This window comes from Kocuria sp. PD6, assembly GCF_031844145.1.
Classification (GTDB): domain Bacteria; phylum Actinomycetota; class Actinomycetes; order Actinomycetales; family Micrococcaceae; genus Kocuria; species Kocuria marina.
In genome coordinates this window covers 56,425-82,931 of the sequence record NZ_JAUZUS010000012.1, presented here as the reverse complement: position 1 = coordinate 82,931, position 26,507 = coordinate 56,425, and the positions used below count along the sequence as shown (strand labels likewise).

28 protein-coding genes and 1 riboswitch are annotated in these 26,507 nt (G+C 69.8%); of the genes, 20 read left to right on the top strand and 8 right to left on the bottom strand.

All coding sequences use genetic code 11. From position 1 onward, the window contains the following. Positions 1-324: 324 nt before the first annotated feature. From Q9R22_RS11455 to Q9R22_RS11445, 3 genes are all read left to right on the top strand, one after another. Positions 325-582 carry a hypothetical protein gene (locus Q9R22_RS11455; RefSeq protein WP_131333663.1) on the top strand — a complete coding sequence of 86 codons (258 nt, stop codon included), beginning with the start codon at positions 325-327 and terminating at the stop codon, positions 580-582. A 75-nt stretch (positions 583-657) separates the two neighbouring features. Continuing rightward, positions 658-834 (top strand): hypothetical protein, encoded by a 177-nt coding sequence (locus Q9R22_RS11450; RefSeq protein WP_165489823.1) that lies wholly within the window; start codon positions 658-660, stop codon positions 832-834. Between the two features lie 176 nt (positions 835-1,010). Continuing rightward, a complete protein-coding gene (locus tag Q9R22_RS11445; protein ID WP_242670505.1) occupies positions 1,011-1,250 on the top strand; it encodes a VOC family protein in 240 nt (79 codons plus the stop codon). Between the two features lie 201 nt (positions 1,251-1,451). On the opposite strand, the gene Q9R22_RS11440 is transcribed toward Q9R22_RS11445, so the two are convergent. The 5 genes from Q9R22_RS11440 to Q9R22_RS11420 form a co-directional block, all read right to left on the bottom strand. After that, on the bottom strand, positions 1,452-2,642 hold the full coding sequence (locus Q9R22_RS11440) for a cystathionine gamma-synthase (protein WP_131333661.1): 1,191 nt from the start codon (positions 2,640-2,642) through the stop codon (positions 1,452-1,454). Between the two features lie 31 nt (positions 2,643-2,673). Continuing rightward, positions 2,674-3,981: an aminotransferase class I/II-fold pyridoxal phosphate-dependent enzyme gene (locus Q9R22_RS11435; RefSeq protein ID WP_131333660.1), complete on the bottom strand. Its 1,308-nt coding sequence runs from the start codon at positions 3,979-3,981 to the stop codon at positions 2,674-2,676. 75 nt (positions 3,982-4,056) lie between these two features. Beyond that, a complete protein-coding gene (gene metE, locus Q9R22_RS11430; RefSeq protein WP_311254210.1) occupies positions 4,057-6,546 on the bottom strand; it encodes a 5-methyltetrahydropteroyltriglutamate--homocysteine S-methyltransferase in 2,490 nt (829 codons plus the stop codon). Between the two features lie 197 nt (positions 6,547-6,743). After that, positions 6,744-7,733: a methylenetetrahydrofolate reductase gene (locus tag Q9R22_RS11425; protein ID WP_131333658.1), complete on the bottom strand. Its 990-nt coding sequence runs from the start codon at positions 7,731-7,733 to the stop codon at positions 6,744-6,746. A 44-nt stretch (positions 7,734-7,777) separates the two neighbouring features. Next, a riboswitch (SAM riboswitch) is annotated at positions 7,778-7,894 on the bottom strand. An 860-nt stretch (positions 7,895-8,754) separates the two neighbouring features. After that, positions 8,755-9,603 carry a thermonuclease family protein gene (locus tag Q9R22_RS11420; RefSeq protein ID WP_207387847.1) on the bottom strand — a complete coding sequence of 283 codons (849 nt, stop codon included), beginning with the start codon at positions 9,601-9,603 and terminating at the stop codon, positions 8,755-8,757. Between the two features lie 364 nt (positions 9,604-9,967). Here Q9R22_RS11420 and Q9R22_RS11415 point away from each other — a divergent pair, with 364 nt between their 5' ends. The 12 genes from Q9R22_RS11415 to Q9R22_RS11360 all read left to right on the top strand — a co-directional run bounded on the left by Q9R22_RS11415 (position 9,968) and on the right by Q9R22_RS11360 (position 20,075). Further along, entirely contained in the window at positions 9,968-10,837 is an 870-nt protein-coding gene (locus tag Q9R22_RS11415; protein WP_131333657.1) for a fructosamine kinase family protein, read from the top strand. Between the two features lie 172 nt (positions 10,838-11,009). Next, positions 11,010-11,516, top strand: coding sequence for a MarR family winged helix-turn-helix transcriptional regulator (locus Q9R22_RS11410; protein WP_131333656.1), 507 nt, complete (start codon positions 11,010-11,012; stop codon positions 11,514-11,516). Beyond that, positions 11,513-12,799 carry a polyprenyl synthetase family protein gene (locus tag Q9R22_RS11405; RefSeq protein ID WP_131333655.1) on the top strand — a complete coding sequence of 429 codons (1,287 nt, stop codon included), beginning with the start codon at positions 11,513-11,515 and terminating at the stop codon, positions 12,797-12,799. The genes Q9R22_RS11410 and Q9R22_RS11405 overlap by 4 nt, the downstream gene beginning before the upstream one ends. Before the next feature lie 11 nt (positions 12,800-12,810). Beyond that, a complete protein-coding gene (locus Q9R22_RS11400; RefSeq protein ID WP_131333654.1) occupies positions 12,811-13,710 on the top strand; it encodes a phytoene/squalene synthase family protein in 900 nt (299 codons plus the stop codon). Next, the gene (crtI, locus tag Q9R22_RS11395; RefSeq protein WP_131333653.1) at positions 13,707-15,335 is read left to right on the top strand and encodes a phytoene desaturase family protein; all 1,629 of its coding nucleotides are present in this window, start codon (positions 13,707-13,709) and stop codon (positions 15,333-15,335) included. Before Q9R22_RS11400 ends, crtI begins: the two co-directional genes overlap by 4 nt. Next, positions 15,335-15,700: a lycopene cyclase domain-containing protein gene (locus tag Q9R22_RS11390; protein ID WP_311254209.1), complete on the top strand. Its 366-nt coding sequence runs from the start codon at positions 15,335-15,337 to the stop codon at positions 15,698-15,700. The genes crtI and Q9R22_RS11390 overlap by 1 nt, the downstream gene beginning before the upstream one ends. Beyond that, on the top strand, positions 15,697-16,098 hold the full coding sequence (locus Q9R22_RS11385; protein ID WP_131333651.1) for a lycopene cyclase domain-containing protein: 402 nt from the start codon (positions 15,697-15,699) through the stop codon (positions 16,096-16,098). Before Q9R22_RS11390 ends, Q9R22_RS11385 begins: the two co-directional genes overlap by 4 nt. Then, positions 16,088-16,963 (top strand): prenyltransferase, encoded by an 876-nt coding sequence (locus Q9R22_RS11380; protein ID WP_131333650.1) that lies wholly within the window; start codon positions 16,088-16,090, stop codon positions 16,961-16,963. The genes Q9R22_RS11385 and Q9R22_RS11380 overlap by 11 nt, the downstream gene beginning before the upstream one ends. Positions 16,964-17,112: 149 nt before the next feature. Then, positions 17,113-17,475, top strand: coding sequence for a GntR family transcriptional regulator (locus Q9R22_RS11375; RefSeq protein ID WP_098053664.1), 363 nt, complete (start codon positions 17,113-17,115; stop codon positions 17,473-17,475). Further along, complete coding sequence (locus tag Q9R22_RS11370; RefSeq protein ID WP_242670504.1) at positions 17,472-18,407, top strand: ABC transporter ATP-binding protein; 936 nt, start codon at positions 17,472-17,474, stop codon at positions 18,405-18,407. Before Q9R22_RS11375 ends, Q9R22_RS11370 begins: the two co-directional genes overlap by 4 nt. After that, entirely contained in the window at positions 18,407-19,120 is a 714-nt protein-coding gene (locus Q9R22_RS11365; RefSeq protein ID WP_131333649.1) for a hypothetical protein, read from the top strand. Before Q9R22_RS11370 ends, Q9R22_RS11365 begins: the two co-directional genes overlap by 1 nt. Before the next feature lie 139 nt (positions 19,121-19,259). After that, positions 19,260-20,075, top strand: coding sequence for an alpha/beta fold hydrolase (locus Q9R22_RS11360; protein WP_131333648.1), 816 nt, complete (start codon positions 19,260-19,262; stop codon positions 20,073-20,075). A 125-nt stretch (positions 20,076-20,200) separates the two neighbouring features. On the opposite strand, the gene Q9R22_RS11355 is transcribed toward Q9R22_RS11360, so the two are convergent. Beyond that, positions 20,201-21,178 (bottom strand): LLM class flavin-dependent oxidoreductase, encoded by a 978-nt coding sequence (locus Q9R22_RS11355; protein ID WP_131333646.1) that lies wholly within the window; start codon positions 21,176-21,178, stop codon positions 20,201-20,203. A 281-nt stretch (positions 21,179-21,459) separates the two neighbouring features. Here Q9R22_RS11355 and Q9R22_RS11350 point away from each other — a divergent pair, with 281 nt between their 5' ends. The 4 genes from Q9R22_RS11350 to Q9R22_RS11335 all read left to right on the top strand — a co-directional run bounded on the left by Q9R22_RS11350 (position 21,460) and on the right by Q9R22_RS11335 (position 24,428). Further along, positions 21,460-22,170 (top strand): alpha-ketoglutarate-dependent dioxygenase AlkB, encoded by a 711-nt coding sequence (locus Q9R22_RS11350; RefSeq protein WP_064845637.1) that lies wholly within the window; start codon positions 21,460-21,462, stop codon positions 22,168-22,170. 141 nt (positions 22,171-22,311) lie between these two features. After that, positions 22,312-22,839 carry a flavin reductase family protein gene (locus tag Q9R22_RS11345; RefSeq protein WP_064845636.1) on the top strand — a complete coding sequence of 176 codons (528 nt, stop codon included), beginning with the start codon at positions 22,312-22,314 and terminating at the stop codon, positions 22,837-22,839. 222 nt (positions 22,840-23,061) lie between these two features. Further along, a complete protein-coding gene (locus Q9R22_RS11340; protein WP_197493070.1) occupies positions 23,062-23,721 on the top strand; it encodes a flavin reductase family protein in 660 nt (219 codons plus the stop codon). A 152-nt stretch (positions 23,722-23,873) separates the two neighbouring features. Continuing rightward, on the top strand, positions 23,874-24,428 hold the full coding sequence (locus Q9R22_RS11335; protein ID WP_131333644.1) for a YceI family protein: 555 nt from the start codon (positions 23,874-23,876) through the stop codon (positions 24,426-24,428). A 111-nt stretch (positions 24,429-24,539) separates the two neighbouring features. Here the strand turns inward: Q9R22_RS11335 and Q9R22_RS11330 are convergent, their stop codons facing one another. Beyond that, positions 24,540-24,791, bottom strand: a complete 252-nt coding sequence (locus Q9R22_RS11330) for a hypothetical protein (RefSeq protein WP_131333642.1) — start codon at positions 24,789-24,791, stop codon at positions 24,540-24,542. 40 nt (positions 24,792-24,831) lie between these two features. Continuing rightward, positions 24,832-25,587: a cell division protein CrgA gene (locus tag Q9R22_RS11325; RefSeq protein ID WP_165489822.1), complete on the bottom strand. Its 756-nt coding sequence runs from the start codon at positions 25,585-25,587 to the stop codon at positions 24,832-24,834. Between the two features lie 189 nt (positions 25,588-25,776). Here Q9R22_RS11325 and Q9R22_RS11320 point away from each other — a divergent pair, with 189 nt between their 5' ends. After that, positions 25,777-26,418, top strand: coding sequence for an aminodeoxychorismate/anthranilate synthase component II (locus tag Q9R22_RS11320; protein ID WP_311254208.1), 642 nt, complete (start codon positions 25,777-25,779; stop codon positions 26,416-26,418). The last annotated feature ends 89 nt before the right edge of the window (positions 26,419-26,507 follow it).

The following is a 26,507-nucleotide window of genomic DNA, read 5'->3' as shown; positions in this document are numbered from 1 at the left end:
TGTAGTGTCTGGGGCTATGGCCGTTGAAGCAGCTGTGAAGCCTCCGAACCGAGCGCGCGTCGGCGTGACACGGGTCCATCCCGAACTCTCCACGGTGACCCTGGGCAGCGGCGCGACGATCGGCTACGACCAGCTCGTGCTCGCCGCCGGCTCGCGTCCCGACTGGGACTTCATCCCGGGATCGGCTGAGGCCGTCCTGTCCGAGAACGCGTCCACTAACTATCTGTTCGACCTCGCCCCGAAGACGTGGCGACTCGTGGACGCCGCCACCTCGGGGACTGCTGTGTTCACATCGAGCTACGCACGCGCACCCGTGTCCGGTCGGTGGACTCGGGGACGACCGCGATCACGATCGAATCCGACGGTGCCACGGAGGAGATCTCGTACGACTTCCTGCACCTCACGCCGCCGCATATCGCCCCGGACTGGTTGGTGGACTGCGGCCTCTCCGCCGAGGGAGCGCGCGGGTTCGTGGACGTGGATCCCGAGACCCTGCACCATCGTCAGTACGAGAACGTCTGGGCACTCGGGGACATCGCGGCCACCCCGGGCTCCAGTTCCGGTGGTGCGCTGCGGAAGTAGACACCGGTCGTCGCGCAGAACATCCTGTCCGCGCTGCGCGGGCAGCCCGCCACTGCCCGGTACTCCGGGTACACCGTGAGTCCGTTCACCGTCTCCCGCCGCACGCTGGTGCTGGCGGAGTTCACCGCGGACGGCACCCCCAAGCCCAGCAGCAAGGTGTCCGACCTGCGGAAGGAACGCAGGTCTGCGTTCCTCCTCGACCGCTGGGGCCTTCCTTGGATCTATTGGCACCGCATCCTGCGGGGTAAGTGACGCTTCGCGCTTCCCCGCCCGGAGCGACCCCGCACCGATCACCGACCCCGAGGCGGGATCCCATGCAGAAAAGGTCATCCCGCATGTGTGGTGCCAGGGCACCGCGGAGGAAGCAGTCGCGTTCTACCGGAATGCCCTGCCGGACTGCACGCTCGCCGGCTCGTCCCGATATCCGGATGTACTGCGGTCCGGCGCAGAATCGCGCCGCGGAAGCCCTCCATTTCTACATCGATCACTTGTGGGTGGCGCTGTCCAAGCACCCCGAGGCGGAGGCCTGCGTGTGGTGCATGGACGATTTCGGCGTGAGCTGGCAGATCGTCCCCCGGGACAGGGGGGACTTGATGCAGCACCCCGGCGCGCATCCACGCATGCTGGAGATGAAAAAGCTGAGTATCGCGGGGTTGCGCGGGGACTGACCCCGAGGATCCCGCGCGTCTGCCTCTGGGTCGGCCCGCGCAGGTCGTTCCGGTCAGTTGCACCGGGCAGGTGGGTGACGGCTGCATTCTCGGGGGCCACCTGCCCGGGCCAAGATCGACGGTCCCCTGTTCCGGGCCATGATAGACGGGCCCCTGTCCCGGGTCGGGGTCGACGCGTCCCTCTTCCGGGTCAGGACCGGTTCACCTGGCTGCGCCGAGCGCCCGGTCCAGGTCCGCCAGGTGATCCTCGATGTCCTCGATCCCCACGGACAGGCGCACCAGATCCTCGGGAACCTCGTACGAGGTGCCCACCCGGGAACCGTGGGTCATGCTGTGGGGCACGCAGGTGAGGGACTCTACACCCCCCAGGCTCACCGAGAGGTTGTAGAGCTCGGTTTCGCGCACGAACGCGTGGGCGGCCTCGATGCCCCCGGCGGGCCGGAACGAGATGATGCCGCCGAATCCGCCGGTGAGGGTTTGTGCAGCCAGCTCGTGCTGCGGGTGTTCCTCGAGACCGGGGTAGTTGACCTCCAGGACGTCGGAGCGTGAGCGCAGGAAGCGGGCCACCTCAAGCGCATTCGAGCAGTGCCGTTCCATGCGCAGTGGGAGGGTCTTCAACCCCCGGGCCGCGAGGAACGAGTCGAACGGGCCGGCCACCGCGCCCCCGGCGAACTGCTGGAACCCGATGAGCTCGGACAGCGGCTGACCCCGCCACTCGGTGTCACCCACGACCACGGCACCGCCGAGCACGTCCGAGTGCCCGCCGATGTACTTGGTCGTGGAATGCACGACCACGTGGGCGCCGAGCACGAGCGGGTTCTGCAGGGCGGGGGACGCGAAGGTGTTGTCCACGACGAGGAGGGCGTCGGCGTCGTCGGCCACCTGCGCCCACGCGGCGATGTCCGCGACGCGCAACAACGGGTTGGACGGCGTCTCGAGCCACAGGACCTTGGTGCGTCCGGGGAGGACGGTCTCCGCGGCGTCGGACGCGGAGGCGGATGGCACGAAGCCGTGCTCGATACCCCACTTGGACAGCACCTGGTCCACGAGGCGGAACGTGCCGCCGTAGACGTCCGAGGCGAGCACGATGTGATCCCCCGGGGCAAGGACCGCGCGCAACAAGGCGTCCTCCGCGGCCATGCCGGAGGCGAACGCGAAGGCCCGGGTGCCCTGCTCGAGGGAGGCGAGCTGTTCCTCGAAACCGTTGCGTGTGGGATTGGAACCGCGGCTGTATTCGTGGCCCCCGGTGCGGAACTGGTTCACGCCGTCCTGGACGAACGTGGAGGTCTGGTAAATGGGCGGGACCACGGCGCCGGTGGTCGGGTCGGGCTGTTGGCCGTCGTGGATGGCGCGCGTGGCGAGTCCGGGCAGGCGGGTGTCGGTGCGGATCATGGGGTGGTCTCCTTCGGGGGGTGCGGGCAGCTCAGTGGGCCGCGGTGGTCGACGCCGAGCGGAGCTGCGGTGCGTGCGCCGGGGCGATGACCGACAGGGCTTGGAAGAGATCGGCCGTGAGATCGGCTTCGTCCTCGAGCCCCACGCTCACGCGCAGGGTCCGTTCGGTGATCCCGCTCGCGCGGAACTGCTCGGGCGTGAGGCGGCAGTGGGTCATGCTCGCGGGGTGCGCCACGAGGGTGCGGACGTCACCGATGTTGGCCGCGAGTTTGATCAGACGCAGCGAGTTCACGGCATGCTCGACCTGTTCCGGGGTTCCCTTGAGGTCGATCGAGAACACGCCGCCCACCCCGCGGTAGCCGCCGGTCTCCCGCAGCTGTTGCTGTCGCGGATCCCCGAAGCGGGGGTGGTGGACACGCTCCACCGCGGGATGCTCGGCCAGGGTGAGGGCGAGTCGCTCCGCCGTGGCGGACTGGCGTTCCACGCGCACACCCAGGGTCGTGATGCCCTGCAGGATCTCGTGGGCCGTGGTCGCGCCCATGCACGGGCCCAGGTCGTTGAGGTACTTGCACCGGGCGACACCCAGCAGCGCACGCCGGGCACCGAAGACCTCCACGGGAGAACGGTCCCCCCAGCGGTGGTGCTTGCGGGTCAGCCACGGCCACCGTTCGGGGTCCTCGGTGGGGTCGAAGGCCCCGGTGTCCACGAGCACACCGCCCAGGGGCCCGCCGTGTCCCGAGAGGTACTTGGTGGCCGAGTGCACCACGAGGTCCGCACCGTGGCGCCCGGGAGTGTAGAGGTGCGGCGTGGCCACGGTGTTGTCCACGATCACGACCACACCGTTGCGGTGCGCGATCTCCGCGATCGCCTCGAGTTCGGGCAGTTCCGTGAGCGGATTGGCCACGGATTCGAGGAAGAACACGCGCGTGCCGGGGCGCAGGGCATCCTCCCACTGCTGCGGTTCGCGGGGATCCGCGAACGTGACCTCCAGGCCCGTGTCCGCGAGGGTGTCCGTGAGCAGGTCCACCGTCCCGCCGTAGATCCGCGAGGAGACGACGACGTGCGCGTCCTTCGCGGGCCCGGTCAGCGTGAGCAAAGCGAGGCTCACCGCGGCTTGTCCCGACGACGTCGCGACCGCGCATTCCCCTCCCTCCAGCCGCGCGACCTCGGCCTCGAGCGCCGCGACGTTCGGATTACCCGTGCGGGCGTACGTGAAACCGCTCGCGCGCTGGGCGAAGACCTCGCGGGCGTCGGCCAGGGTCTCGAACGCGTACGCGGCACTGTGGTGGATGGGCCGGACGATGGGTGTGCCCAGCGGTGCGGGGGTGGCTGCGGTCATGGTCTTCTTCCTTCCTCGGCGCACCCGGTGGCCGCGCGGCGGCGGCCACCGGGTGGACGTTCCCTTACGGGTGAATCAGCGCTGCGCCGGAGTATCCGCGGCAGGGGTCGACGACGCGGCGACAGTGACGCTCCCGGACACGGTCGTCGCGTCGTTCGGGTCCACGTTCGCCGGTGCACCTGCGGGCGCGCCGGCCGTCCGAGCGGCGTCGTCGGCGGAGAGTTCCGCGCGCACGGTGACCGCCGCGGCGACCAGCCGGTCCAGTGCGGCCTCGGTCTCGGGCCAGCCGCGGGTCTTCAACCCGCAGTCGGGGTTAACCCACACGCGCTCGGCGCCGATCTCGTGCGCCGCGTGGCGGATGCGCCCCGCGACCTCCTCGAACGTGGGGACCCGGGGCGAGTGGATGTCCCACACGCCGGGACCCACGTCCCGAGGGAAGTCGGATGCCGCGAGCCCGGTCACGATGCCCGAACCGGAGCGGGACGCCTCGAGCGTGGTGACGTCCGCGTCCAGGGCGTCGATCGCGTCCAGGACGGTCTCGAACTCCGAATAGCACAGGTGGGTGTGGATCTGGGTGTCCGTGGCCGCCCCGCCCGTGGCCAGGCGGAACGCCCCCACGGACCATTCGAGGTACGCCGGGCGCTCGGCCGCCCGCAGGGGCAGCAGCTCGCGCAGCGCGGGCTCGTCCACCTGGATCACGGGCGTTCCCGCGCGCTCGAGATCCGCGATCTCGTCCCGCAGGGCGAGTGCGACCTGGTCGGCGACCTCGGCGGCCGGAGCGTCGTCGCGCACGAAGGACCACGCGAGGATCGTGACCGGCCCGGTCAACATGCCCTTGACGGGGCGCTCGGTCAGGGACGCGGCGTACGAGGTCCAGTCCACCGTGATGGGCGCGGGGCGCGAGACGTCCCCGAACAGGATCGACGGGCGCGTGCAGCGCGATCCGTAGGACTGCACCCAGCCGTGCTGCGTGGTCACGAAACCGTCCAGGCCCTCCGCGAAGTACTGCACCATGTCGTTGCGCTCGGGTTCGCCGTGCACCAGGACGTCGAGCCCCAGTTCCTCCTGGACGCGCACCGTGTGGGCGATCTCCGCGCGGATCGCGTCCGTGTACTCGGCCTCCGTGATCCGCCCCGCGCGGTGGTCCGCCCGGGTCTTGCGGATCTGCGGCGTCTGCGGGAAGGATCCGATGGTCGTGGTGGGCAGCACGGGCAAGCGCAGACGGTCGCGCTGGGCAGCGCGGCGCTGTTCGGCGTCCGCGCGCTGGCGGTCCGCGTCCTGCACCGCGGCGGTGCGCTCGCGGATCTCGGCCTTGTGAGTTGCCGGGTGCTCGGCGCGGGCCGCGCGGATCGTGGCGTCCTCGTCCAGGGTGTCCCGGATGGCATCCCAGCCGTGCTCGACGCCGCGCGCGAGCCCGACCACCTCGGTCACCTTCTGGTCAGCGAACGCGACCCAGCTGGTGACGTCCGGATCCAGCGCGGTCTCGCGGGCGACGTCGTGCGGGACGTGCAGCAGCGGCGTCGCGGTGCCCACGGCCACCGGCCCGCGGGCCGCGGCGCGCAGCCGGTCCAGGGTCTCGACGGCGCGCGCGAGGTCGGTGCGCCACACGGTGCGCCCGCCCACGACGCCGCCCACGACGGGGCGTTCGCCCCATGCCTCGAGTGCCTCCTTGCCGGGGACGTCCCCGCGGTCGAGGTCGATGGCCAGGGCATCGACGTTCGTGTGGGCCAGGGCGAGCTGGGCGTCCTCGCCGGCATCGCCGTAGCCCACCGTCACGAGGATCGCGGGGCGCTGTTGCTCGTTCGAGAGTTGGGTGTAGGCGCTCTCGAGGGCGGCCACGAGTTCGGTGCGTTCCACACTCCACCCGTCCGCGGCGAGGGCCGGCTCGTCGAGTTGCACCCATTCGACGCCGGCCTCGGCCAGGGCTCGCAGGATCGCGGCGTATTCGGCCACGACGTCGTCGAGGCGCTGCAGGGGGTGACTCGCGACGGCATCGGTGGTCTCGGAGCGTGAGAGCAAGAGCAGGCTCACGGGGCCCACGAGGACCGGGCGGGTGGTGATCCCGGTGGTCCCGAGGGTGGTCCGGTAGCGGGACACGAGGCTCTCGGGGTTCGCACGCAACGGGGTGTCCGGGCCGATCTCGGGTACGTAGTAGTGGTAGTTGGTGTCGAACCACTTGGTCATCTCGAGCGGCTCCAACCGATCGGTGCCGCGGGACAACGCCGTGATCAGCTCGATCCCGCGGGGCGTGTCCGGGGCGGCGGGCTCGTAGCCGTCCGCGATGAACCGCGCGGGAACCGCGCCCAGCGCCAGGGACGTGTCCAGGACGTGGTCCACCGCGAACCCCTCGGACGGCACAGCGTGATCCGCAGTGAGGCCGAGTTCGGACAATCGCGTGGCGGTGCGCTCACGCAACCGGGCGAGGGTGTCCAGCACCGTGGTGGCGGGGTGCTGTTGCGGGTCCTTCCAATAGGACTCGAGTGCGCGCTTGAGCTCGCGGTCGGGGCCGATGCGGGGGTAGCCCAGGATCGTGGCGGCGGGGAACGGGACGGGCTGGGTGCTCATGGGAACTCCTCGGAGCTGGTGTGGGGTATGGCGGTTAGGGGGTGTGATGAGCCGCGGCAACGGGTGTGCTCCGGCGCGGCGGGGTAAGGGGAACGTCAGCGTGGGTGGTGCCGCTACGAACGGTTTTCGGCCTGCCCGGATGCGGCGGTCGAAGCCAACACGATCGGTTCACGGGTCGGTCGGGGCTGGTGCGGCGGTCAGGCCGCGGGGCTGCGGCCTCGGTATTCGCGTGCGGCATCCCGGACCCGCAGATGCTCCAGGATGGTCAGCGCCGCCTCGGGGCGGTTGAACGTGTACAGGTGGAAACCGGCGCAGCCCAGATCCATGAGGTCGTCGATCAGGGACAGGGTGGCCGCGACCCCTCGGTGGCGCAGTTCCTCAGGAGTGTCGGCGCGCAGGAACCGGGTGAGGCGTTCCGGGACCCGGACCCCGGTGATCTCGGTCATGCGCTGCAACCGTTGCGGGTTGCTCAGCGGCATGAGCCCGGCGACCACGGGGATGTGGATGCCCTCCGAGCGCGCGCGTTCCAGGAACGTGGCGTAGTCCTCGGGTTCGTAGAGCACCTGCGTGATCGCGTAGTCCGCGCCGGCCTCCTGCTTGTCCCACAGGGACGCGAGATCCGCCTCGAAGTCGCGGCCTCGCGCGGGGGACGGGTAGCACGCCACCGACACGGACAGCGGTCGCTGACCCGGGCGGAACCCGGTGCCGAAGCGACGTCGTTCGACGTCCCGGATCAGCTCCACCAGTTGGGAGGCCCGGCCCAGGCCACCCGCGGGGGTCCGCCATTCCCCGGTACCCAGGGGCGGGTCGCCGCGCAGCGCGAGGAGGTCGCGAACGCCGTCGTCCAGCAACTGGTCCACGGCGCGCTCGAGACCCGCGCGGTCCGTGCCACCGCACGTGAAGTGCGCCATGACCGGGGTCTTGGTCGTGCGGCGCAGGTGGCGCAGCGCCTCGCGGGAGACGCCGTGATGGCCGGCGTGACCGTGGGTGACGGAGAAGAAATCCGGCCCGGCCTGGGCCATGGCGTCGATGTTGCGCCACACAGTGTCCGGGTCTCCGGTGGGCCGCGGCGGGAACACTTCGAACGAGACGAGCGTGGAGCGGCGCGGGCGCCGGACCAGCCAGGACGTCCCCGTGGGCGGGCCAGTCACGGGCGCGGGTTCTGACGCTGCGAGGGGTGCGGGCATATAAAAAATCCTCCGGCCTTAGGACGCCGGAGGACGAGCTCCGAGCGCCGTACTTGCCGACCACGCGGTTGCGCGGCGGCCGGATCCTCATCTGGGGCACCCCACTACAGCTGGAGGGTTGCCGCCCGGCTAGCCAGAGCTTCGCACCGGGACTCATGATCCTTTGTTACGAGTAAGCGTAGCACAGCCCCGTGACGAGGCCCACGAACGATGACGGAACCGCCGGCCTCCCGCCGCGCTCGTCTTCCCAAGCGGGCGGAATGGACCGCACGGGGGCACCTGGGCCCTGCCGTGGTCATCCTGCCCCACGACGTGCAGGACATGAAGATGCCCGAGTTGGGAGCCGAGAACTGGGTCTTGCGCTCGATAGCCGTCGCGCCGTCGACCGCGGAAGCCTCGGAGCAGGACAGTGTGACGCCGTCGCCCTCCGTCACCGCCACGCCCACCGCGAGCGAGGCGGCGGTGACGGCCGGGGCACTCACCCAGACGTTCACGACCCCGGGCGGGACCACGAGTTTCCGATACCCGACGAACTGGACCGTGGCTCCGTCCGCGACCTCCACCCCCGAGTACCGTACGAGGGACGTCCGGGTTGCCCGCCACGAGAAGGTCCTGATGCTGTCGCTGCGGCCCGACGCCGGCATCGCGAGCCCCGCGATCCCCACGCACGAGACCACGCTGGGGACTTTCCCCGGGGCGCGCGACGCACATGGCACTCCGTTGCGGATCGCCGCCGGCCCGTTGTCGGGGCAGGCCCCGGGTGTGAACATGGCGGTCATCTACGGCATCACGCCCGCCGCGGACGACGCCGTCCCCCTTGCGCAGCGCGACCGCCAACCCCGGTCGTCACGACCCCCGGGACCTGCCGGGAGCGACGTCGTCCACGCAGGAACCCTGAGTTCGGGCCGCCGTGCATCCGGCGGCTCGCCGGTGCACCCGCGTGACGAAAGCGCGGCGAAAAGCAGGGACGCCCACCCGGTCAACCGACCGGGTGGGCGCGCCTTGGCGTGTCATCAGCGACTCAGCACGGGTGCCAGACCTTGCCTCCCGGTTCGTAGCACCGGGGGCCGGTGTAACCGGGATAGCCGCCATCACTCTCGGAAGCCGGGGGCACGTGGGGTGCCGCCGGCAGCTGCGGGGCAGCAGGTACCCGGGGCGCGGCCGGTAGCTGAGGTGCCGCGGGCTGCGCGGGGGCGGGGTTGTAGTTGTAGCTCGGTTGCGGAGCGGGATTGGGTTGGGGTGCCGGATCGCCCACGGCGACCTCGTCCTCCACGACCGCGGGAGGCGCCTCGAGCGTCGGCGTGGGAGTGGGCGTGGAGGACGGGGTGGGACTCGGCGTCGCGCTCGGGCTCGCGGTGCTCGAAGTTGTGGTGCCGGGGGATGCGGATTCCCCCGGCGGCGCGCAGTCCTGCTTCGGGTCGAAGAAACCGACCTGCATGGCCTGGGCCACGTTGTACGCGCTGTCCATCTCTCGCCGGTACGTGCTGTTGGCGCCCACGGTCATGGGCGTTGCCAGGCCCGCCTTGACGAGTGCCTGGTTGACGTTCAACCCGTCGTCGTCGCGGGTCACTCGGGCGAGGGTGCGCCCGTAGCGGTCCGTGCGTTCCACGTCGTAGTCCAGGTGGATCGTGGTTCCCTTGGGCAGGAGGTCCTCAAGCTTGGCCGTGGCCTCGTCCGCGAGGCACTCGCCGGGCTGACCGTCCTGCGCGACCTCCGGGGTATTGATGTTCAGCAGCCGCACCCGCGTGGACTTCCCCGCGATCGTGGCGTCCAGGGTGTCCCCGTCCACCACGCGTTCCACCGTGGCCACCGAGTCGTCCGGGGTGGGCGCGGACTCTGCGGCGCCGCCGCACGCGGTCAGGGCGAACAAGCTCGCCAGGACGACGGTGCTCGCACGGGCCCTCGGACCGGCGGCCCACCGGCGGCGGGCAGGATGGTGAATGGTCTCGGCAGGCATCGCGGTCCCGGGTCTCGGAGGAAGCACCCGGCATCATGTCGGTGCATTTGCAACGACGTTATTGTGCCAGAGGGTGTTCACCCTGCAGGGATCGGCGATCCGTGTCGCGGCACGTGATGCCTAGTGGAGTAAAAGCACCTGGGGGTGTCTCAAGACTGCTTTAGCTCAGTAAAAGCAGAGGGGGGTGAGGCGGAGCTAGGTGTCGGGCGGGGGGTGCGCTCGGGGTAGCGGGTGGGCGCGGGGTGGTGCGCTGTGCGGCATGGTGTAGACAAGACGCATGGCCACCATCGATGAGCTTCCCGGTGAGATCGTCGCGGACCTGCGTGTGAGCGATGCCCGTCCCCTGAGCGGCGGGGACACCGCCCACGCCTACTGGCTCGAGACCCCGGACGGGCCCCTGTTCGCCAAGACCATGCCGGGTGCCCCGGCGGGCGTGTTGGCGTTGGAGGCGGCGGGACTCGAGGCGCTGCGCGCCGTCGCCCCCGCCGAGGTGCGGGTGCCCAGGGTGCATCACGTGGGCGATGAGGCCCTGGTGCTTGAGTGGATCGACGAGGGTCCCGGACGGCAGGACCGTGCCACGGAACGCAGCATGGGGGCCGGTCTCGCGGCCATCCACCGCGCGCGAGCCCCGCACGTCGGGTGGCTCTCGGCGGAGCTGCCGGAAAGCATCGGCTCGTTCCCGGTGGATCTCACGCCCACGGACGACTGGGCCGACTTCCTGTTGCACCGCCGCATCGAGCCGTTACTGCGCGCGGCGATCGACGCGGGACACCTGGACCCCGCGGCGTCGGACCTGCTGGCGCGCGTGGCGCCGCGAGCGGACGAACTCGCGGGCCCTCCCGAGCCCCCGAGCCTGCTGCACGGTGACCTGTGGGCAGGCAACCGCGTGGTCGATCGCAACGGGACGAACTGGCTCATCGATCCGTCCTCGTTCTACGGACACCGCGAGTACGACCTGGCCATGATGCAGCTCTTCGGCGGTTTCGGGCGGGAATGCTTCGCGGCGTACGACGACGTCTACCCCCTCGCGGACGGCTGGCACGAGCGGGTGCCGTGGTACCAGTTGCCGCCGCTGCTGGTGCATGCGATCAGGTTCGACGGTGGTTACGGCGGGGCGGTCCTGCGGGCCCTGCGCAGTCTGATGTGACACTACGGGGCGCGTCCATCACCCGCTGAGGACAGGGCGTTCTCGGCCGATGACCGCGACAAGGCAGGTGCGGACAACGTTTTCCACCCGCGTGACATGGGTGGACACGTCCCCCGCACGTGCAGCATGATGTTTACTAGATTGTCTAGTTATCCACAACGCGAGGAACGCGATGGAGAGCAGTGCAACGTGGTACGGGCCGGTGAGCCCGCAGTCGCGTGCGCTGCGCCGGGTGGTCGTGCTCAACGCGGAGATCGCGTACGAGATCCGCCGCATCTTGGGGCTCAAGGGAACCGATTACGCGGCCATGGCCATGCTCATGGTCCATTCCATGGGGCCCACGGAACTGGCTCATGCGCTGCACATCACCACGGCCTCCGCCACCGCGGTGGTGGACCGTCTGGTGCGCGCGGGTCACGTGGTCCGGGAGCCCGTGGAGGGGGATCGACGCCGGATGACCGTGCGCGCGGTGACCTCGTCCAGGGAGCGGACCCGGGAGCACGTGGTGCCGGTGATCGGGATGGTCGAGGACGAGCTCGACGCCCTGGACGAGCCCGGGCGTGAGGCCGTTCTCCGGTTCCTGAGAGGTACCGAGTCCCGTCTGGAGGAGTACTTGGAAGACTTGCGCGGGCGCGCGGACCAGGCGTCCCGGGACGATCCCGGGGTGGGTGGGTCATGACCGAGCGCGTACGCACCGCCCGGTCCCGTGACTCGCACCGAGCGGCTCCCGGGATCCCGTCCGTTACCGATCCTGCGGCCTCCCCGAGTATCGCCCCCGCCGACGACGCCGCATGGTGCCGTTTCCGCACCGCCGTGGGGGAGGAGCTGGACGCGTTCTTCGCGGCCCCCGCGAACAGTGTTCCCACGAGCCCGGGTTTCGGAGTGCTGTGGGAGCGGGTGCGCGAGCACATGGTGGGCGGCAAGCTCATCCGACCGCGACTGACCTGGATCGCGTGGTCCTCCTTCGCCGGGGGCGCTCCGGATGGATCGAGCGCGCCTGACCCGCTCGTTGCGCCGGACGCCGGGGATGCCGCGGAGACGCCGGGGGCGCGCGATGCGGCCGGGGATGGGAACCACACGGCGGGCGACCGGGAGACAGAGGCGCCGGACCCCGAGTGCGTGCGCCTGGCGGCGTCGTTCGAGATGCTGCACGCGGCCCTGCTGGTCCACGACGACGTGGTGGACCGCGACTGGCTGCGCCGGGGCGTGCCCACGGTGGGAGAGCTGTTCCGCCGTGACGCGGCCCGCGCCGGCGCACCCGAACACGAAGCGGAACACGCGGGGGCCTCGGCGGCGATCCTCGCGGGGGACCTGTTGTTGGCAGGGGCACTGCGGCTCGCGACCACGTGCGCATCGGACCTCGCGCGGTGTCGCGCCGTGGCGGACGTGGTGTTCGACGCCGTGACCGCCTCCGCGGCCGGGGAGCTGGATGACGTGCTGTTGTCCCTGCATCGATTCGGCGCCGAGCACCCCGGGGTGCAGGACATCCTGGACATGGAGCGGCTCAAGACCGCCACGTATTCGTTCGAGGCCCCGCTGCGGGCCGGCGCACTGCTCGCGGGTGCTCCCGCGGACGTCGCGGAGCGGCTGGCCCAGGCCGGTGCCATGCTGGGCGTGGGGTACCAGGTGGTGGACGACGTCCTGGGGACGTTCGGTGACCCGGGACTGACCGGCAAATCGGTGGACGCGGATCTACGTTCGGGCAAGGCCACCGTGCTCACCGCCCACGGGATGGGGGTACCCACGGTCCGCCGGGTCCTCAGGGACCTCGCGGCGGAACGCACCACGGTGCATCACGCGCGGGAAGCGCTCACGGCCTCCGGCGCCAAGGACGTGGCCGTGGAACTGGCCACGGATCTCGTGGACCGCGCCCGGACCACCCTGGACGAACTGCCCCTGCCCGCGGCGCAGCGCGATCAGCTCGTCGCGCTGTGCCACCACGTCCTGAACAGACACTCGTAGTGAGGACCCCCATGCCGCATTCGGACGCGCCGCCCCTCGCGTCGCTTCGCCTGTACACCGCCACGGCCCTCGCGGCCTCCGGGTCGGTCATCGGCCGGTACTCCACCTCCTTCTCGCTGGCGTGCCGCACCCTGCCGCCCGCCGTGCGCCGGGACATCGCGGGGATCTACGCGCTCGTGCGCGTCGCGGACGAGGTCGTGGACGGCACCGCGGGCGCCGCGGGTCTCGAAGCCGCCCGCGTGCGCACCGCCCTGGACGGGTACGAGGCGGCCGTGAACTCGGCCCTGGCCACGGGATTCGCCACGGACCTGGTGATCCACGGCTTCGCGGACGTCGCCCGCCGTCACGGTTTCGGGCGGGAGCTGACCGAACCGTTCTTCGCGTCCATGCGCGCCGACCTGGACGTGGCCGAGCACGACGGCGCGTCGCTCGAGTCGTACATCTACGGTTCCGCGGAGGTCGTGGGACTCATGTGCCTCGAGGTGTTCATGGACATGCCCGGCACACGGGCGGACACCCCTGAGCAGCGGGACATGCTGCGGGCCACGGCCCGGCGGCTGGGAGCGGCCTTCCAGAAGGTGAATTTCCTGCGTGACCTCGGGGCGGACCACGACCAGCTCGGTCGCACGTACTTCCCGGGCGCGGACCCCGCCCACCTGGACGAGACCCAGAAGGCGCAGCTGCTCGCGGACCTCAATGCGGATCTCGACGCCGCGATGCCCGGGATCCTGGCCCTGGACCGGCGCGCTCGCCGGGCGGTCCTGATTGCGCACGGACTGTTCGCGGAACTGTCCCGGCGGATCGAACGCGTCCCCGCGCGGGAACTGACCAGACAACGCATCAGCGTGCCCACCGCGGTGAAACTGCGGATCGCGGCGCGCTGCCTCTCGGATTCGGTGGTGACACGATGACACGGACGGTGGTGATCGGCGGCGGTTTCGCGGGCCTGGCCACGGCGGGACTGCTCGCCCAGGACGGGCACCGCGTGACCCTTCTGGAACAACAGGACATCCTGGGTGGGCGCTCCGGGCGGTGGTCCGCGGAGGGCTTCTCGTTCGACACCGGCCCCAGTTGGTACCTCATGCCGGAGGTCATCGACCGGTGGTTCCGGCTCATGGGCTCCAGCGCCGCAGCAGAACTGGACCTGCGCACCCTGAGCCCGGGCTACCGCACGTTCTTCGAGGAGCACCTGGACGAGCCACCGACGGACGTGGTCAGCGGGCACGCGGAGGAACTGTTCGAGCAACTGGACCCGGGATCCTCCCGCGCGCTGCGCATGTACCTGGACTCCGGCGCGGAGGTCTACGAGCTCGCCAAGAAGTACTTTCTCTACACGGATTTCGCGCACCCCCGTGAGCTCATGACCCCGCAGGTGCTCAAGAACCTCCCGCGGCTCAGCACACTGCTGACCCGGTCCATGAAGGGCTACATCGACCAGCGGTTCACCGATCCGCGGGAACGCCAGATCCTGGGGTACCCCGCGGTGTTCCTGGGCGCCTCGCCCTCGAGCGCTCCGGCCATGTACCACCTCATGAGTCACCTCGATCTCACGGACGGAGTGCAGTACCCCGTGGGTGGGTTCAGCGCGCTCGTGGACGCGATGGCCGAGCTGGTGCGCGCGGCCGGGGCCGAGATCGTGACCGGGGCGACCGTCACGGGGATCGACGTCGAGCGGGCACCGCGCTCCGTGCGTTCCCAGGTGGCGGCCGCCCGTTCACGACGTCGCTCGGCCGGCTCCGTGCGCGGCGTACGCTACCGCGCGACGTCATCGGCCTCGAATGCGCCGCGGACGGCGGCCGACGGTGCGGAGACCACCGTGCCCGCCGATCTCGTGGTGGGTGCCACGGACCTGCACCACATCCAGACCAGGTTGCTGCCCAAGCGGTACCGGGCCCCGGAATCGCGGTGGAAGCGCCGGGACCCGGGGCCGTCCGGGGTGCTCGTGTGCCTGGGCGTGCGGGGGAAACTGCCGCAATTGGCCCACCACAACCTGCTGTTCACGGCGGACTGGGACGACAACTTCGCGCGCATCGGTACCGGGCGGGAGCTCGCGGAGGAGACCTCGATCTACGTGTCCATGACGTCGGCCACGGACCCCGCCACTGCGCCCGAGGGGGACGAGAACCTCTTCATCCTGGTGCCCGCACCGGCCGTCCCCGAGTGGGGTCGCGGCGGGATCAGCACGCCGGAACGCCACGAACCGGGTGCGGAACAGGTCGAGCGGGTCGCGGACGCGGCCGTGGCGCAACTGGCCCGCTGGGCGAAGATCCCGGATCTCGAGTCCCGGGTCGTGGTGCGGCGCACGTACGGGCCGGGGGACTTCGTCGCCCAGTTCAACGCGTGGCGCGGTTCCCTCCTGGGCCCCGGTCACACGCTCGGCCAGTCCGCGATGCTGCGCCCCGGTGTGACCGATCCCGGGATCCGGGGCCTGTTCTACGCGGGGTCCTCGGTGCGCCCGGGGATCGGCGTGCCCATGTGCTTGATCTCATCCCAGGTGGTGTGGGACGCCATCCGCGAGGACAGCGGGGTGTCCTGATGTATTTGCTCATGCTGCTCGTGTTCCTGGGGTGCTACGCGCTGATCGACCGGCGGTGGAACCTCTACTTCTGGTCGGGGCACAAACTGCGGGCGTGGCTCGTGCTCGTCGTGGGGGTCCTGTTCTTCCTCGCGTGGGACGTTGTGGGGATCGTCAACGGGCTGTTCTGGCACGGCGAGAACTCACTGACCCTGGGGATCTTGGTGGCCCCCGAACTGCCCCTCGAAGAGGTCTTCTTCCTGGCATTCCTGTGCTACCAGACCATGATCTACGTGCTCGGGGCGCCCGTGCTGTGGCGGTGGCTGCGCGACCGGCGGGGCACCGCGGCGTCGTCGTCCGAACTGCGAGGAGGTCACGGAGCGTGACGTACTGGAGCGTGAACTTCATCTTCTTGGGCATCTCGGCAGTGGTGCTGCTCGTGGCCGTGCTCGTGCGGCGGCCGCGGGGGCTGTTCTGGGGATCCCTGGTGGCGTCCTTCGTGCTGCTCGGGGTGCTCACCGCGATCTTCGACAACCTCATGATCGCCGCCGGGATCATGACCTACACGGAGCACAACATCTCCGGCGTGCAGATCGGACTGGCCCCGCTCGAGGACTTCGCGTACCCGTTCGCGGGGGTGCTCCTGCTGCCGGCGCTGTGGTTGTTGCTCGGTGGTGCCCGCCAAGAACGCGGTGCCCGTGAAGAACGTCGTGCCGGCGACGGACGCGGCGCTCGCGGTGCCCGGACGCCGGAGGCTGAGGAAAGGGGAGTCCGTGCTGAGTAAGCTCTTCTGGGCCTCGCGCCCCCTGAGCTGGGTGAACACCGCGTACCCGTTCACCGCGGCGGTGCTGTTGACCGGGGGCATCCCGTGGTGGCTCGTGGTGCTCGGCACGGTGTTCTTCCTGGTGCCCTACAACCTGGCCATGTACGGCATCAACGACGTCTTCGACTACGAGTCCGATCTGCGCAATCCCCGCAAGGGCGGTGTGGAGGGTGCCGTGGTGGACCGTGCCGCGCAGCGCCCCGTGTTGCTGGCCTCGTGCCTGGTCCCGGTGCCCTTCGTCCTGGTGCTCCTGGGCTACGCGGTGGTCACGGGCAACTGGGTGTCCATCGCGGTGCTCGCGGTCTCGCTGTTCGCCGTGGTGGCGTACTCGTGGGCCGGGCTGCGGTTCAAGGAACGCCCGTTCGTGGACGCGATGACGAGTGCCACCCACTTCGTCTCGCCCGCGGTCTACGGCCTGACGCTGGCGGGCGCCACGTTCACACCGGGACTGTGGGCGCTGCTCATCGGGTTCTTCCTGTGGGGCATGGCCTCCCAGATGTTCGGCGCGGTCCAGGACGTGGTCCCGGACCGGGAGGGCGGACTCGCGTCCGTGGCCACGGTGCTCGGGGCCCGGCCCACCGTGTGGGTGGCCGCGCTGCTGTACGCCCTGGCGGGCGGGCTCATGGTGTTCACCGAGTGGCCAGGCCAGCTCGCCGCGCTGCTCGCGGTGCCGTACCTGCTCAACGTGCTGCGCTTCAGCGGTGTCACGGACACCGATTCCGGGCGGGCCAACGCGGGGTGGAAGACCTTCCTGTGGTTGAACTACCTCACCGGTTTCCTGGTGACCATGCTGCTCATCTGGTGGGCCGCGGTGCGCCCGGTCTGACCCCGGCCGGTCGCTCGACGCCGCTCGCCCCCTCCCGGGGGCGGGCGGCGTCGTCGTTCTCGTCCTGATCCGATTCGTGAACCCTTGACCGCCTCGCCGGTTATGTGGTTCATTAGTAGAGTAATGAACCAAGGAGCTGGAAGTTCTCCATGACACCCAAACAAGACGGTCGCCCGATCTTCATGGTCCTGGCCGATCAGATCGCGGACGACATCCTCCAGGGCAACTACCCGGTGGATTCCGCGGTGCCATCCACCAACGAACTCGCCGCGTTCTACCGCATCAACCCCGCGACGGCGGGGAAAGCGCTGGGACGCTTGGTGGATCAGGGAGTCTTGGAGCGGCGTCGTGGGATCGGGACGTTCGTGGCCGCGGATGGCCCGGACATCCTGCGAGCGCAGCGCCGGGAGGCGTTCCATGAAGACTTCATCCAACCCGCCGTGGCCGAGGCCCGGAGGCTCGGACTCACACTCGACGACATGGTCGCACTCATCAGAAAGGTCTCGCCATGAGTTCTCCCGTACGACACACGGATCACCGCGAGAGCGCGCCGGGGCAGGGGATCCGGATCAGGAACCTGAACAAGTCCTTCGGCAAGAAGCACGTGCTGCGGGACATCACCGTGGATTTCGCGCCCGATCGGGTGCACGGGCTGCTCGGGGCCAACGGCGTGGGCAAGACCACGCTGATGTCCGTGATCCTCAATCACACGTTCCGCAGCTCCGGTGAGGTGCTGATCGACGGTGAGGATCCGCGGGAGAACGCGCGGTTGCTCGAACGCACGTGCTTCGTCCACGAGGACCAGAAGTTCCACGACGACGACACCCCGGCCTCCCTGCTGCGCATCCTGCCCACGTTCTACCCCGCGTGGGACACCGACCTGGCCGAGCGCCTGGCGCCCCGGTTCAAGCTGCCGATGAGCACGCGCACCACCAAGCTCTCCCGCGGGCAGCGCAGCGCGCTGGCGATCGTCATCTCGCTGGCCGCGCGGGCGCCGTACACCTTCATGGACGAGCCGTACCTGGGGCTCGACCCCGGGCACCGCGCCCTGTTCTACGAGGAGTTCGCCCGCGCCATGGCCGAACACCCGCGCACCGTGATCCTCTCCACGCACCTGATCGACGAGGTGTCCGACCTGCTCGAGAACGTGGTCATGATCGAGGACGGCCGGGTCACGGTGGACGCGGACATCGACGACGCCCGGGACAGCGCGTTCGTGCTGCGCGGACTCGAACCCGTGGTCCGGGACGTCGTGGGCGCTCGCAGGGTCCTGCGCGAGTACCGACTCGGCAACATCCTCTCCGTCACCGTGGACGGCACCGCGACCGCTGAGGACCGGCGCCGCGCGGACGCCGCCAATGTCTCGTTGGAACCCGTCACCTTGCAGGAACTCGTGGCCGCGCGGGGCATGCGCGGCACCGACGACGCAGAAATGAGTGTGTGATGCAGTACGCCCGCCGGAACCTCGCGCTGTACCTGACCAACCGACTCAACTCCTTCGTGGTGGCCCCGGCCATCCTGGTCCTGGTCGCGATCCTCACGGTCGTGATCGGGCTGATCATCGGCATCCGCACCGGTCTGCCCCTACCGCAGCCTGTCCAGGACGGATTCCAAGCCAACCTGGCCGTGTTCTGGGCCCTCCCGGGCTTCCTGATCTCCCACGGCGCGCTGACCGCCAACCGGGGTTTCGCCGGCGCGCTCGCGTTCGGCAGCACCCGCCGGAACTTCTGGGCGGGCACGGCCATGGGTTTCATGATCACGTCCCTGGTGGTCGCAGCCGTGGGTCTCGTGATCCTGGCCGCGGAGGCCGCGACCGGGTTCGGGCTGGGGATCAGTTTCCTCACCATTCACGCCCTGGGTGACGGCAACCCCCTGATCGTGGCCGTGACATTGTTCCTGCTGAGTCTCATGAGCCTCTTCGCGGGCATGAGTTTCGGCGGGATCTACCGCGCGGCCGGGGTGATCTGGACCGTGATCTCGATCGTGGCCGTGGTGCTCGTGGCACTGGGTCTGCTCGCCGCGATCGTGGCCTGGCCGGACTTGTGGTTGGACCTCGCGAGCGAGCTCGGACGGTGGGGCATCCCGCTCGGCCTCGTGGTCGTCACGCTGATCGCCGGTCTCGCGAGCCGCGCGGTGGTGCGGTACGCGGAGATCTGAGCTCCCGGTACGACGCCGCTCGCTCCCTTCCCGGGGGTGGGCGTCGTCGTCGTGTGCGGGCCGTGTCGTGCGGGCGGTGCGTGGACTGCACCCCTGACACCACCCGCTCCCGGGCCACCCCACCTGACATCATGGCCCCATGAGCCGATCGACATTCACCACGCACACCGCCCACGTCAACGACACCGAGCTGGCCTACACGGACGAGGGCCGGGGCGAGTCCATCGTGCTGCTGCACGGCCACGCGTACGACCGCTCCATGTGGGACGGGCAGGTCACGACTCTCGCGGAGCAGGGTTGGCGCGTGATCGCCCCGGACCTGCGCGGGTTCGGCGAGTCCCAGGTCACCGAGGGGATCGTGTACACCGAGGAGTTCGCCGCGGACATCGTCGCGCTGCTGGACGAGCTCGGCCTGGAGACCGTGATCCTGTTGGGCTTCTCGATGTCCGGTCAGGTGGCCATGCAGATCGCCGCGTCGTACCCCGAACGGGTGAGCGCGCTGATCATCAACGACACGGTGCCCACGTCCGAGGACGCGGCAGGGCGGCGGCGTCGTCATGTGGCGGCGGACGGGATCGTGCGGGACGGAATGGAGACCTACGCGCAGAACGTGCTGTCCAAGATGATCGCGGAGGAGAACGTGGAGCGGCTGCCGGAGGTCGCCGAGCGCGTGCGTGAGATGATCCGGACCGCCCCGCTCGAGGGCTCCACCGCGGCCATGCGCGGGCGCGCCGAACGCAACGACTTCACCGAGACGCTGCGTGCGTGGGAGAAGCCCGCGCTCGTGATCGTGGGGGACTCGGACGCGTTCGACAACGGCGCGGGCCAGGTCATGAGCGAGCTGCTGCGCCACGGTGAGCTCGAGGTGGTCCCCGCAAGCGGGCACACGCCCAACATGGAGAACCCCTCGGAGTACGACGCCGCTCTGGGTGCCTTCCTCTCGCGCCTCGTCTGATCGGGAGGCTCGCGGGTGCCGCTCACGGGCGGAATGGCGGGCGAACATCTGAGTCCCGAGAATGCCTCGGAATCGCGATCCGGGTGCTTTATCGGGGCATGGATGTACCCGGGGATGCCCGGCGCTCAGTTCCAGTTGTCGGCGAGCAACTCCATGGCTGTGAGGACGTCCGGTTGACGCGTGGCGGTGGGGGAGATCATCAGCTCGTCCGCATCAGCGTGTTCTGCGAACCGGTGCAGGTAGTCCACCACGGTGTCCGGGGTGCCCGCGCCGGTGTAACTGATCATGTGCAGGATCTGCGCGGCAGCGGGGGAGGCCATGACCATGTCCATCTCCTCGTCCGTGAACTCCCGGCCGCGGCCCACCATGGCCTTGACCCGGGAGCGCTGGGTCGCTTCCAGCTGACGGGCGGCGTCCTGCGCGTCCTCGGAAATGATCACGTTCACCGCGGCGATCACGTACGGCTCCGCGAGCTGTTCGGACGGCTGGAACTGGGACCGGTACGCGGCCACGGCGTCCACGAGGGCGTCCGGCGCGAAGTGCGATGCGAACGCATAGGGCAGCCCGTAGGCCGCGGCCAACTGGGCCCCGAACAGGGACGAGCCCAGGATCGTCAGCGGCACGTCGGTCCCCGCACCCGGCATCGCCTGCACGCCCGGGATGAGTGAGTTGCCGGTCAGGTAGCCCCGCAGTTCCTTGACGTCCTGGGGGAAGCTCTCGGCGGATTCGGGGGAACGACGCAGTGCGCGCAGCGTGCGCGGATCCGTCCCCGGGGCGCGGCCGAGCCCCAGGTCGATCCGGCCGGGATGCAGCTCCGCGAGGGTGCCGAACTGTTCCGCGATCGTGAGCGGGGAGTGATTGGGCAGCATGACGCCGCCCGAACCGAGCCGGATGCGTTCCGTGTGCGCGGCCACGTGGGCGATCAACACTGCCGGTGCGGAGGACGCGATCGTGGGCATGTTGTGGTGCTCCGCGTACCAGACCCGCGTGTATCCCAACCGCTCCGCGTGCCGGGCAAGGGTCACGGAATCCGCGAAACTCTCACCCACCGATTGGTTCTCGCGCACGGTGGCGAAGTCGATGACCGATAGGGGCAGTGCCATGAATGAAACCCTTTCCAGAGAAAACTTGCTGTTGGAATAACGGGCTCACGGGGCCCGATATTCCGCGGGCCGCTGCTCTCCCGGGTGTGCTGAACGGGTTGCTCGGGGTGGGAGGGGATGAGCGGGGGAGCGGGATGAGGGAGCGCCTACCCGCAGACTCGGGGCCACCACCGGACCCGGACTTGCCGGTTCAGTTCTCGGGGCGCCCTGCTCGGATCGCCCCAGCCGGCGCCTGGCGGCGCGCGTTGTGGGTGTCGGGGGTCGGTCCTAGGCTCACGGGCATGGCCGAGTACGAGGTCACCGAGCTGTTCACCGTCCCCCGCGAGCCCACCGTGCTCGCGCCCGGGGCCGTGCACGTTCCCGATTGGCTCCCCGTCGCCCGGCAGCACGATCTCGTGGCCGCGTGCCGTGACTGGGTGCGCTCGGCCCCCATGCGTCACCAGGTGATGCCGGGCGGCGGTCGGATGTCCGTGCAGTCGGTCATGCTCGGCGCGAATCGGACCCCCTACCGCTACGGGGCCACCGGGGGAGCGGAGGTCGCGGCCCTGCCGGACTGGCTCGTGGACCTGGGTGCGCGGGCCGTGGCGGACGCGTACGGGGTGGTGGACGCGGGAGATGTGGGCGTCCCCGAAGTCGAGGACGTCGTCCGCGGTTTCGTCCCCGACTCCGCGCTGGTCAACTACTACGACGGCGCCGCGCACATGGGGATGCACCAGGACAAGGACGAGTTCTCGGCGGCGCCCATCGTGTCCCTGTCCCTGGGGGACACGTGCACGTTCCGCTTCGGCAACACCGAGACCCGCACGGCTCCGTACCGGGACGTGGAACTGCGCTCGGGGGACCTGTTCGTGTTCGGCGGACCCTCCCGGTACGCGTTCCACGGCGTGCCCAAAGTGTTCCCCGGCACGGGTGGCCTGCACCTGGGGTTGAAGAACGGCGGGCGGTTGAACATCACGCTACGCATGACGGGTGGACACCGGCGAGCGCGCTGACGTGCTGAGAGCGACCCCGTCTGTCGGCAGACGGGGTCGGGCGCCCCGCTCGAACGCGAGGGTCTGCGCGCGGCTCGGCCACGAGAACCGGTGCCCCGCTCGGACCCGGGGCCGCGACGGGCGCGATGACACACTGGGGTCATGCAGAACGAGACCCTGGATCCCCGCCCCACGGACGTGCAGGTGGAGCGCTACCGCACCCTGGCCGCCGATCACGCGGTGGGGGTGGGCGTGGTGTGCTCGCGCTACCGGGGCAAGGACCACGCGATCACCGTCACGGCGTTCGCGGACGTCTCCTACGATCCGCCCACCATGCTCGTGTGCCTGTACGACATGGGGCGGATGTGCGAGGCCGTGGAGGGCTCCGGATCCTGGGCCCTGTCCCTGCTGAACGCGGATCAGCGCTCCGTGGCGAATTGGCTCGCGAGTCCGGGCAACCCCGTGGACGGACTGCTGGACACCGTCCCGTTCCACCGCACCGAGCGCACGGGGACGCCTGTGATCGACGGGTGCCTGAGCTGGTTCGAGCTGGACACCGTGTCCACCCACACCGCGGCAACCCACCTGGTGGTCGTGGGGCGTGTCACGGCCATGGGCCGAGGGGTGGACGCGGGTGCCGCGGACCGTCCCCTGATCCATTTCGCGAGGGAGTACAAGAGCATCGGGTGATCCCGGCCGCGGGTGGGCGTACGGTGAGAAGTGGGGGCTCGCTCGTCGCACGGTGCGTAGCGGTGGTGTCCCCCCAATGTGACGTCTCATTGCGCCGTGTGGCCCAGAATGTGGACTACGAAACCATGTGTTGGACATGAGATGCCTGGCAGGATTTAGCCTGTCCGGATAACGGCGGCCGGACCGCCGATCCGGGAACACAGCCGTGTGAGAGGACCCACCATGCCGGACCGCGTCAGCCAGAACACCTCAGCCGATCCCGAGACCCCCGACCCCGACCAGGGGTTGGACGGTGTCCCGGCATCCGGGGGTGAGGCAGAACGGGTCGCCGCACATGCCGTGGACCTCGTGGCCCCCACGGAGGCGCTGCACAGCGATCCGCGCCTGACGGAAGGGTTCAAGTCCGCGTTCGGTCAGCATCCTGCGGGCATCGCGATCATCACGGTCGCCGGGCCGGAAGGCCCCGTGGGCCTCACGGCGTCCTCCGTCTCCTCCATCTCCGCCGACCCCCCGATCCTCGGCTTCTCGCTGCAGGCCAAGCGCGGTTCGGCGGCCGTCGTGGCAACGGCCGATTCCTTCGTGGTGCATTTCCTGGATTCGGACAATGTGGAACTCGCACGTTCCTTCGCCATTTCGGGTGCACCCCGTTTCGGGGACGACATGGAGTGGACCACGCTGTCCACAGGCGAGCCCCGCTTGCTCGGGGTGCGCCGCGTGCTGCGGGCCATCCCGCTCGCGCGGATCAAGGCCGGGTCGGCGCTCGTGTTCAATGCCGCCGTCGTGGAGGTCCTGGGTGAAGAGGGCTCGGGCAGCCCGCTTGTGTACCACCAGCGGCAGTTCCACGGCCTCAGCGACAGCTCGGTGCTGGACCTGCACCTCTGACGGGCGGGCCTTCGCGGTGCCGTGTGTGACGCTGTTCACCCAAAGTTTTCTCCAGAATAGGTTGACGCATCAAACAGCGGGTCGTAAATTAGTTTCCGAAGCAACCAATTGGGCCGCCCGACGACGGCCCGCCCGAAGCCAAGGAGAAACGAATGACCACGCTCGAAGGTATGACCCCCGGAACCTGGACCCTGGACCCCGCCCACACGGAGGTCGCGTTCTCCGTCCGCCACGCCGGTATCTCCAAGGTGCGCGGTGTGTTCGGCGACGTCTCCGGTGAACTCAACGTGGCCGAGGACGCTTCGCAGTCCAACGGCCAGGTGGCCGTGGGGATGAACTCCGTGGACACCAAGAACGAGACCCGCGACAACCACGTGCGCTCGGCCGAGTTCTTCGACGTGGAGAACCACCCGCAGATGACCTACAAGATCACCGGCCTGGAGCTCAACGACGGTGAGGGCACCGTGACCGGCGAGCTCACCCTGCGTGGCGTGACCAAGCCCGTGAAGCTGGATGCCGAGTTCAACGGCGTGGCCGTGGACGCCTTCGGCACCACCCGCGCGGGCTTCACCGCCTCCACCTCGATCTCCCGCAAGGAGTTCAACGTGACCTGGAACGCCGCCCTCGAGGCCGGCGGGGTCATGGTCTCCGACAAGGTGCGCATCGACCTGGACGTGGAGTTCACCGCTCCGGAGTCCACCAACTGAACGACTCGCACCTGAGCATCTCGTGCCCGAGCGACTCGCTCCCCGCGTGAACAGTGCCCCACCGGTTGTCCGACCGATGGGGCACTTGCGTTCTGCGGGGCAGGAGCGCGGCTAGCGCAACGACTGCACGATGAAGTAGATCAGCGGCACGAGCACGAGTCCCACGAGCGCAATGCGCCGCACCCGCACCTCCATACGCGCGGGGTTGATCCGGTACCCCTCGCGGCGGGTTCCGTTCGCGCCTCGGCGCGACGACGCCTCGGACAGGGGCCCCGGAGCGGCGTCGTCGTCCGGGAAGCTCCGATCGGGGGGCCCGGCGCCCCGCCCGTCATCGGGTGACGAGGGGTGAGGGGAAGTGTTCACGAGGCCTCCTGCGGGGCGCGAGTGCGGATCGGTGGCAGGGTCAACGCCATCTGGTGGTCATGATGAGCCCCGCCAGCATGAACCCGAGCCCGATCACCAGATTCCACACGCTGATCCCGGGGATGGGCACCATGCCCTGGAACAGGTAGTAGGTGATGATCCACAACAGCCCCAGGATCATCACCCCGATCATGACCACCTTGTACCACAGCGGCGTGGGCTGGTAGTCGGTGGACCGGCGCTCGCGCTTCTCCGCCTGGGCGGCCTTCGCCGCACGACGTCGCTCGTCCCGCCGCAGCTTCTTGCGCGCCGCGGGCGTCTCCGCGTCCTCGCTCGTATCGGACGTGCCGACGCCCGGCTCGTCGGTGGACCCGGCCTCGCCGGACGCGTCCGCTCCGGACGTACCGGCCCGGGCCACCTTCATGCCGGATTCGTTCGCTCCAGCGGTCCCGGAAGCAGACACGGATGCCGCGGCCGCCCGCTTCTTCCTTGCCCGGCCCTTACCGACGGACGTCGTCGTGCCAGCGGGCACAGCCGGGTCACCGGACGCATCCCCGGTACCGGGCGCAGCGGCGTCGTCGGCGAGACCGTGGTCGGTCGCCGCATCCTTGGTGGAGACGGCCGAGGACCCGGATTTGCGCGCGGCAGAACGCTCGAAGGACGCGGCGGCGCTGTTGCGGGGAAGGATCTCCGCCGCGAGGGCGGCGAGTTCGCGGTCCCGTTCCGTGAGGGCGAAGTCCTGTGTGTCGTCCTGCGACTTACGGGATCGACCGAAGCGCTTCTTGGGCTCAGACACTGGCGTTCTTTCCTCCTGCTGCGTGGGCGCCACGTCCGGGCGTGGCCCGGGGGCGGGTTCGCGGCCGTGGCGGCCCGCGGGTGCGGCGGGGACCGGTTCCTGCCGCGAGATCGGCGTTCAGTCTATCCGCCCGAGCGGGCGTAGACTGGCGCGAGTTCTGTCAATTGGTGAACGCGCAGGAGTTCTTGAGTGTCTGTGAAGATTCTCGTCGTGGATAACTACGATAGCTTTGTCTACACCTTGGTGGGGTATCTGCAGCAATTGGGGGCCCAGACGACCGTGGTGCGCAACGACGACCTGGACGTCGCCGCGGCCACCGCTCTCGCCGGTGAACACCAGGGTGTCCTGCTGTCCCCCGGCCCCGGTGCCCCCGCGGACGCCGGCGTGTGCGCGGACCTGATCCGCTGGGCGGAGCACACCAGGACACCGTTGCTCGGCGTGTGCCTGGGGCACCAGGCGCTCGGTGAGGTCTACGGCGCTCGCGTGGGCCACGCCCAACAGCTCATGCACGGCAAGACGTCCCAGTTGGTGCACCACGGGGACAGCGTCTTCGCCTCGGTCCCGTCGCCGTTCACCGCGACCCGGTACCACTCGCTCGCCGTGGCCGCGGACACCGTCCCGGACTGCCTCGAGGTCACCGCGACCACCGAGGACGGGCAGGTGGTCATGGGTCTCAAGCACCGCTCCGCCCCGCTGCACGGTGTGCAGTTCCACCCCGAGTCCGTGCTCACGGGGGGTGGCTACCTCATGCTCGGCAACTGGCTCGAGGAAGTGGGCCAGCACGGTGCCGCCGCGGCGGCCGCGGGGTTGTCCCCGCTCATGACCGCCTGAGAACCAGTTCCGTCAGAGGCACCCGGGCCGCACACTCCGTCGGAGCGAGGTCCGTCGAAGCAGGGCCCCGCACAGCAAGGCCCGGCCGA

Coding starts and splice junctions, on each gene's coding strand:
- Q9R22_RS11340 (WP_197493070.1), top strand. CDS start 23,062: ATGCCGGACCGCGTCAGCCAGAACACCTCAGCCGATCCCGAGACCCCC.
- Q9R22_RS11405 (WP_131333655.1), top strand. CDS start 11,513: ATGACCGAGCGCGTACGCACCGCCCGGTCCCGTGACTCGCACCGAGCG.
- Q9R22_RS11445 (WP_242670505.1), top strand. CDS start 1,011: ATGTACTGCGGTCCGGCGCAGAATCGCGCCGCGGAAGCCCTCCATTTC.
- metE (WP_311254210.1), bottom strand. CDS start 6,546: ATGAGCACCCAGCCCGTCCCGTTCCCCGCCGCCACGATCCTGGGCTAC.
- crtI (WP_131333653.1), top strand. CDS start 13,707: ATGACACGGACGGTGGTGATCGGCGGCGGTTTCGCGGGCCTGGCCACG.
- Q9R22_RS11425 (WP_131333658.1), bottom strand. CDS start 7,733: ATGCCCGCACCCCTCGCAGCGTCAGAACCCGCGCCCGTGACTGGCCCG.
- Q9R22_RS11410 (WP_131333656.1), top strand. CDS start 11,010: ATGGAGAGCAGTGCAACGTGGTACGGGCCGGTGAGCCCGCAGTCGCGT.
- Q9R22_RS11355 (WP_131333646.1), bottom strand. CDS start 21,178: ATGGCACTGCCCCTATCGGTCATCGACTTCGCCACCGTGCGCGAGAAC.
- Q9R22_RS11360 (WP_131333648.1), top strand. CDS start 19,260: ATGAGCCGATCGACATTCACCACGCACACCGCCCACGTCAACGACACC.
- Q9R22_RS11350 (WP_064845637.1), top strand. CDS start 21,460: ATGGCCGAGTACGAGGTCACCGAGCTGTTCACCGTCCCCCGCGAGCCC.
- Q9R22_RS11370 (WP_242670504.1), top strand. CDS start 17,472: ATGAGTTCTCCCGTACGACACACGGATCACCGCGAGAGCGCGCCGGGG.
- Q9R22_RS11415 (WP_131333657.1), top strand. CDS start 9,968: ATGGCCACCATCGATGAGCTTCCCGGTGAGATCGTCGCGGACCTGCGT.
- Q9R22_RS11375 (WP_098053664.1), top strand. CDS start 17,113: ATGACACCCAAACAAGACGGTCGCCCGATCTTCATGGTCCTGGCCGAT.
- Q9R22_RS11365 (WP_131333649.1), top strand. CDS start 18,407: ATGCAGTACGCCCGCCGGAACCTCGCGCTGTACCTGACCAACCGACTC.
- Q9R22_RS11435 (WP_131333660.1), bottom strand. CDS start 3,981: ATGACCGCAGCCACCCCCGCACCGCTGGGCACACCCATCGTCCGGCCC.
- Q9R22_RS11400 (WP_131333654.1), top strand. CDS start 12,811: ATGCCGCATTCGGACGCGCCGCCCCTCGCGTCGCTTCGCCTGTACACC.
- Q9R22_RS11390 (WP_311254209.1), top strand. CDS start 15,335: ATGTATTTGCTCATGCTGCTCGTGTTCCTGGGGTGCTACGCGCTGATC.
- Q9R22_RS11335 (WP_131333644.1), top strand. CDS start 23,874: ATGACCACGCTCGAAGGTATGACCCCCGGAACCTGGACCCTGGACCCC.
- Q9R22_RS11345 (WP_064845636.1), top strand. CDS start 22,312: ATGCAGAACGAGACCCTGGATCCCCGCCCCACGGACGTGCAGGTGGAG.
- Q9R22_RS11440 (WP_131333661.1), bottom strand. CDS start 2,642: ATGATCCGCACCGACACCCGCCTGCCCGGACTCGCCACGCGCGCCATC.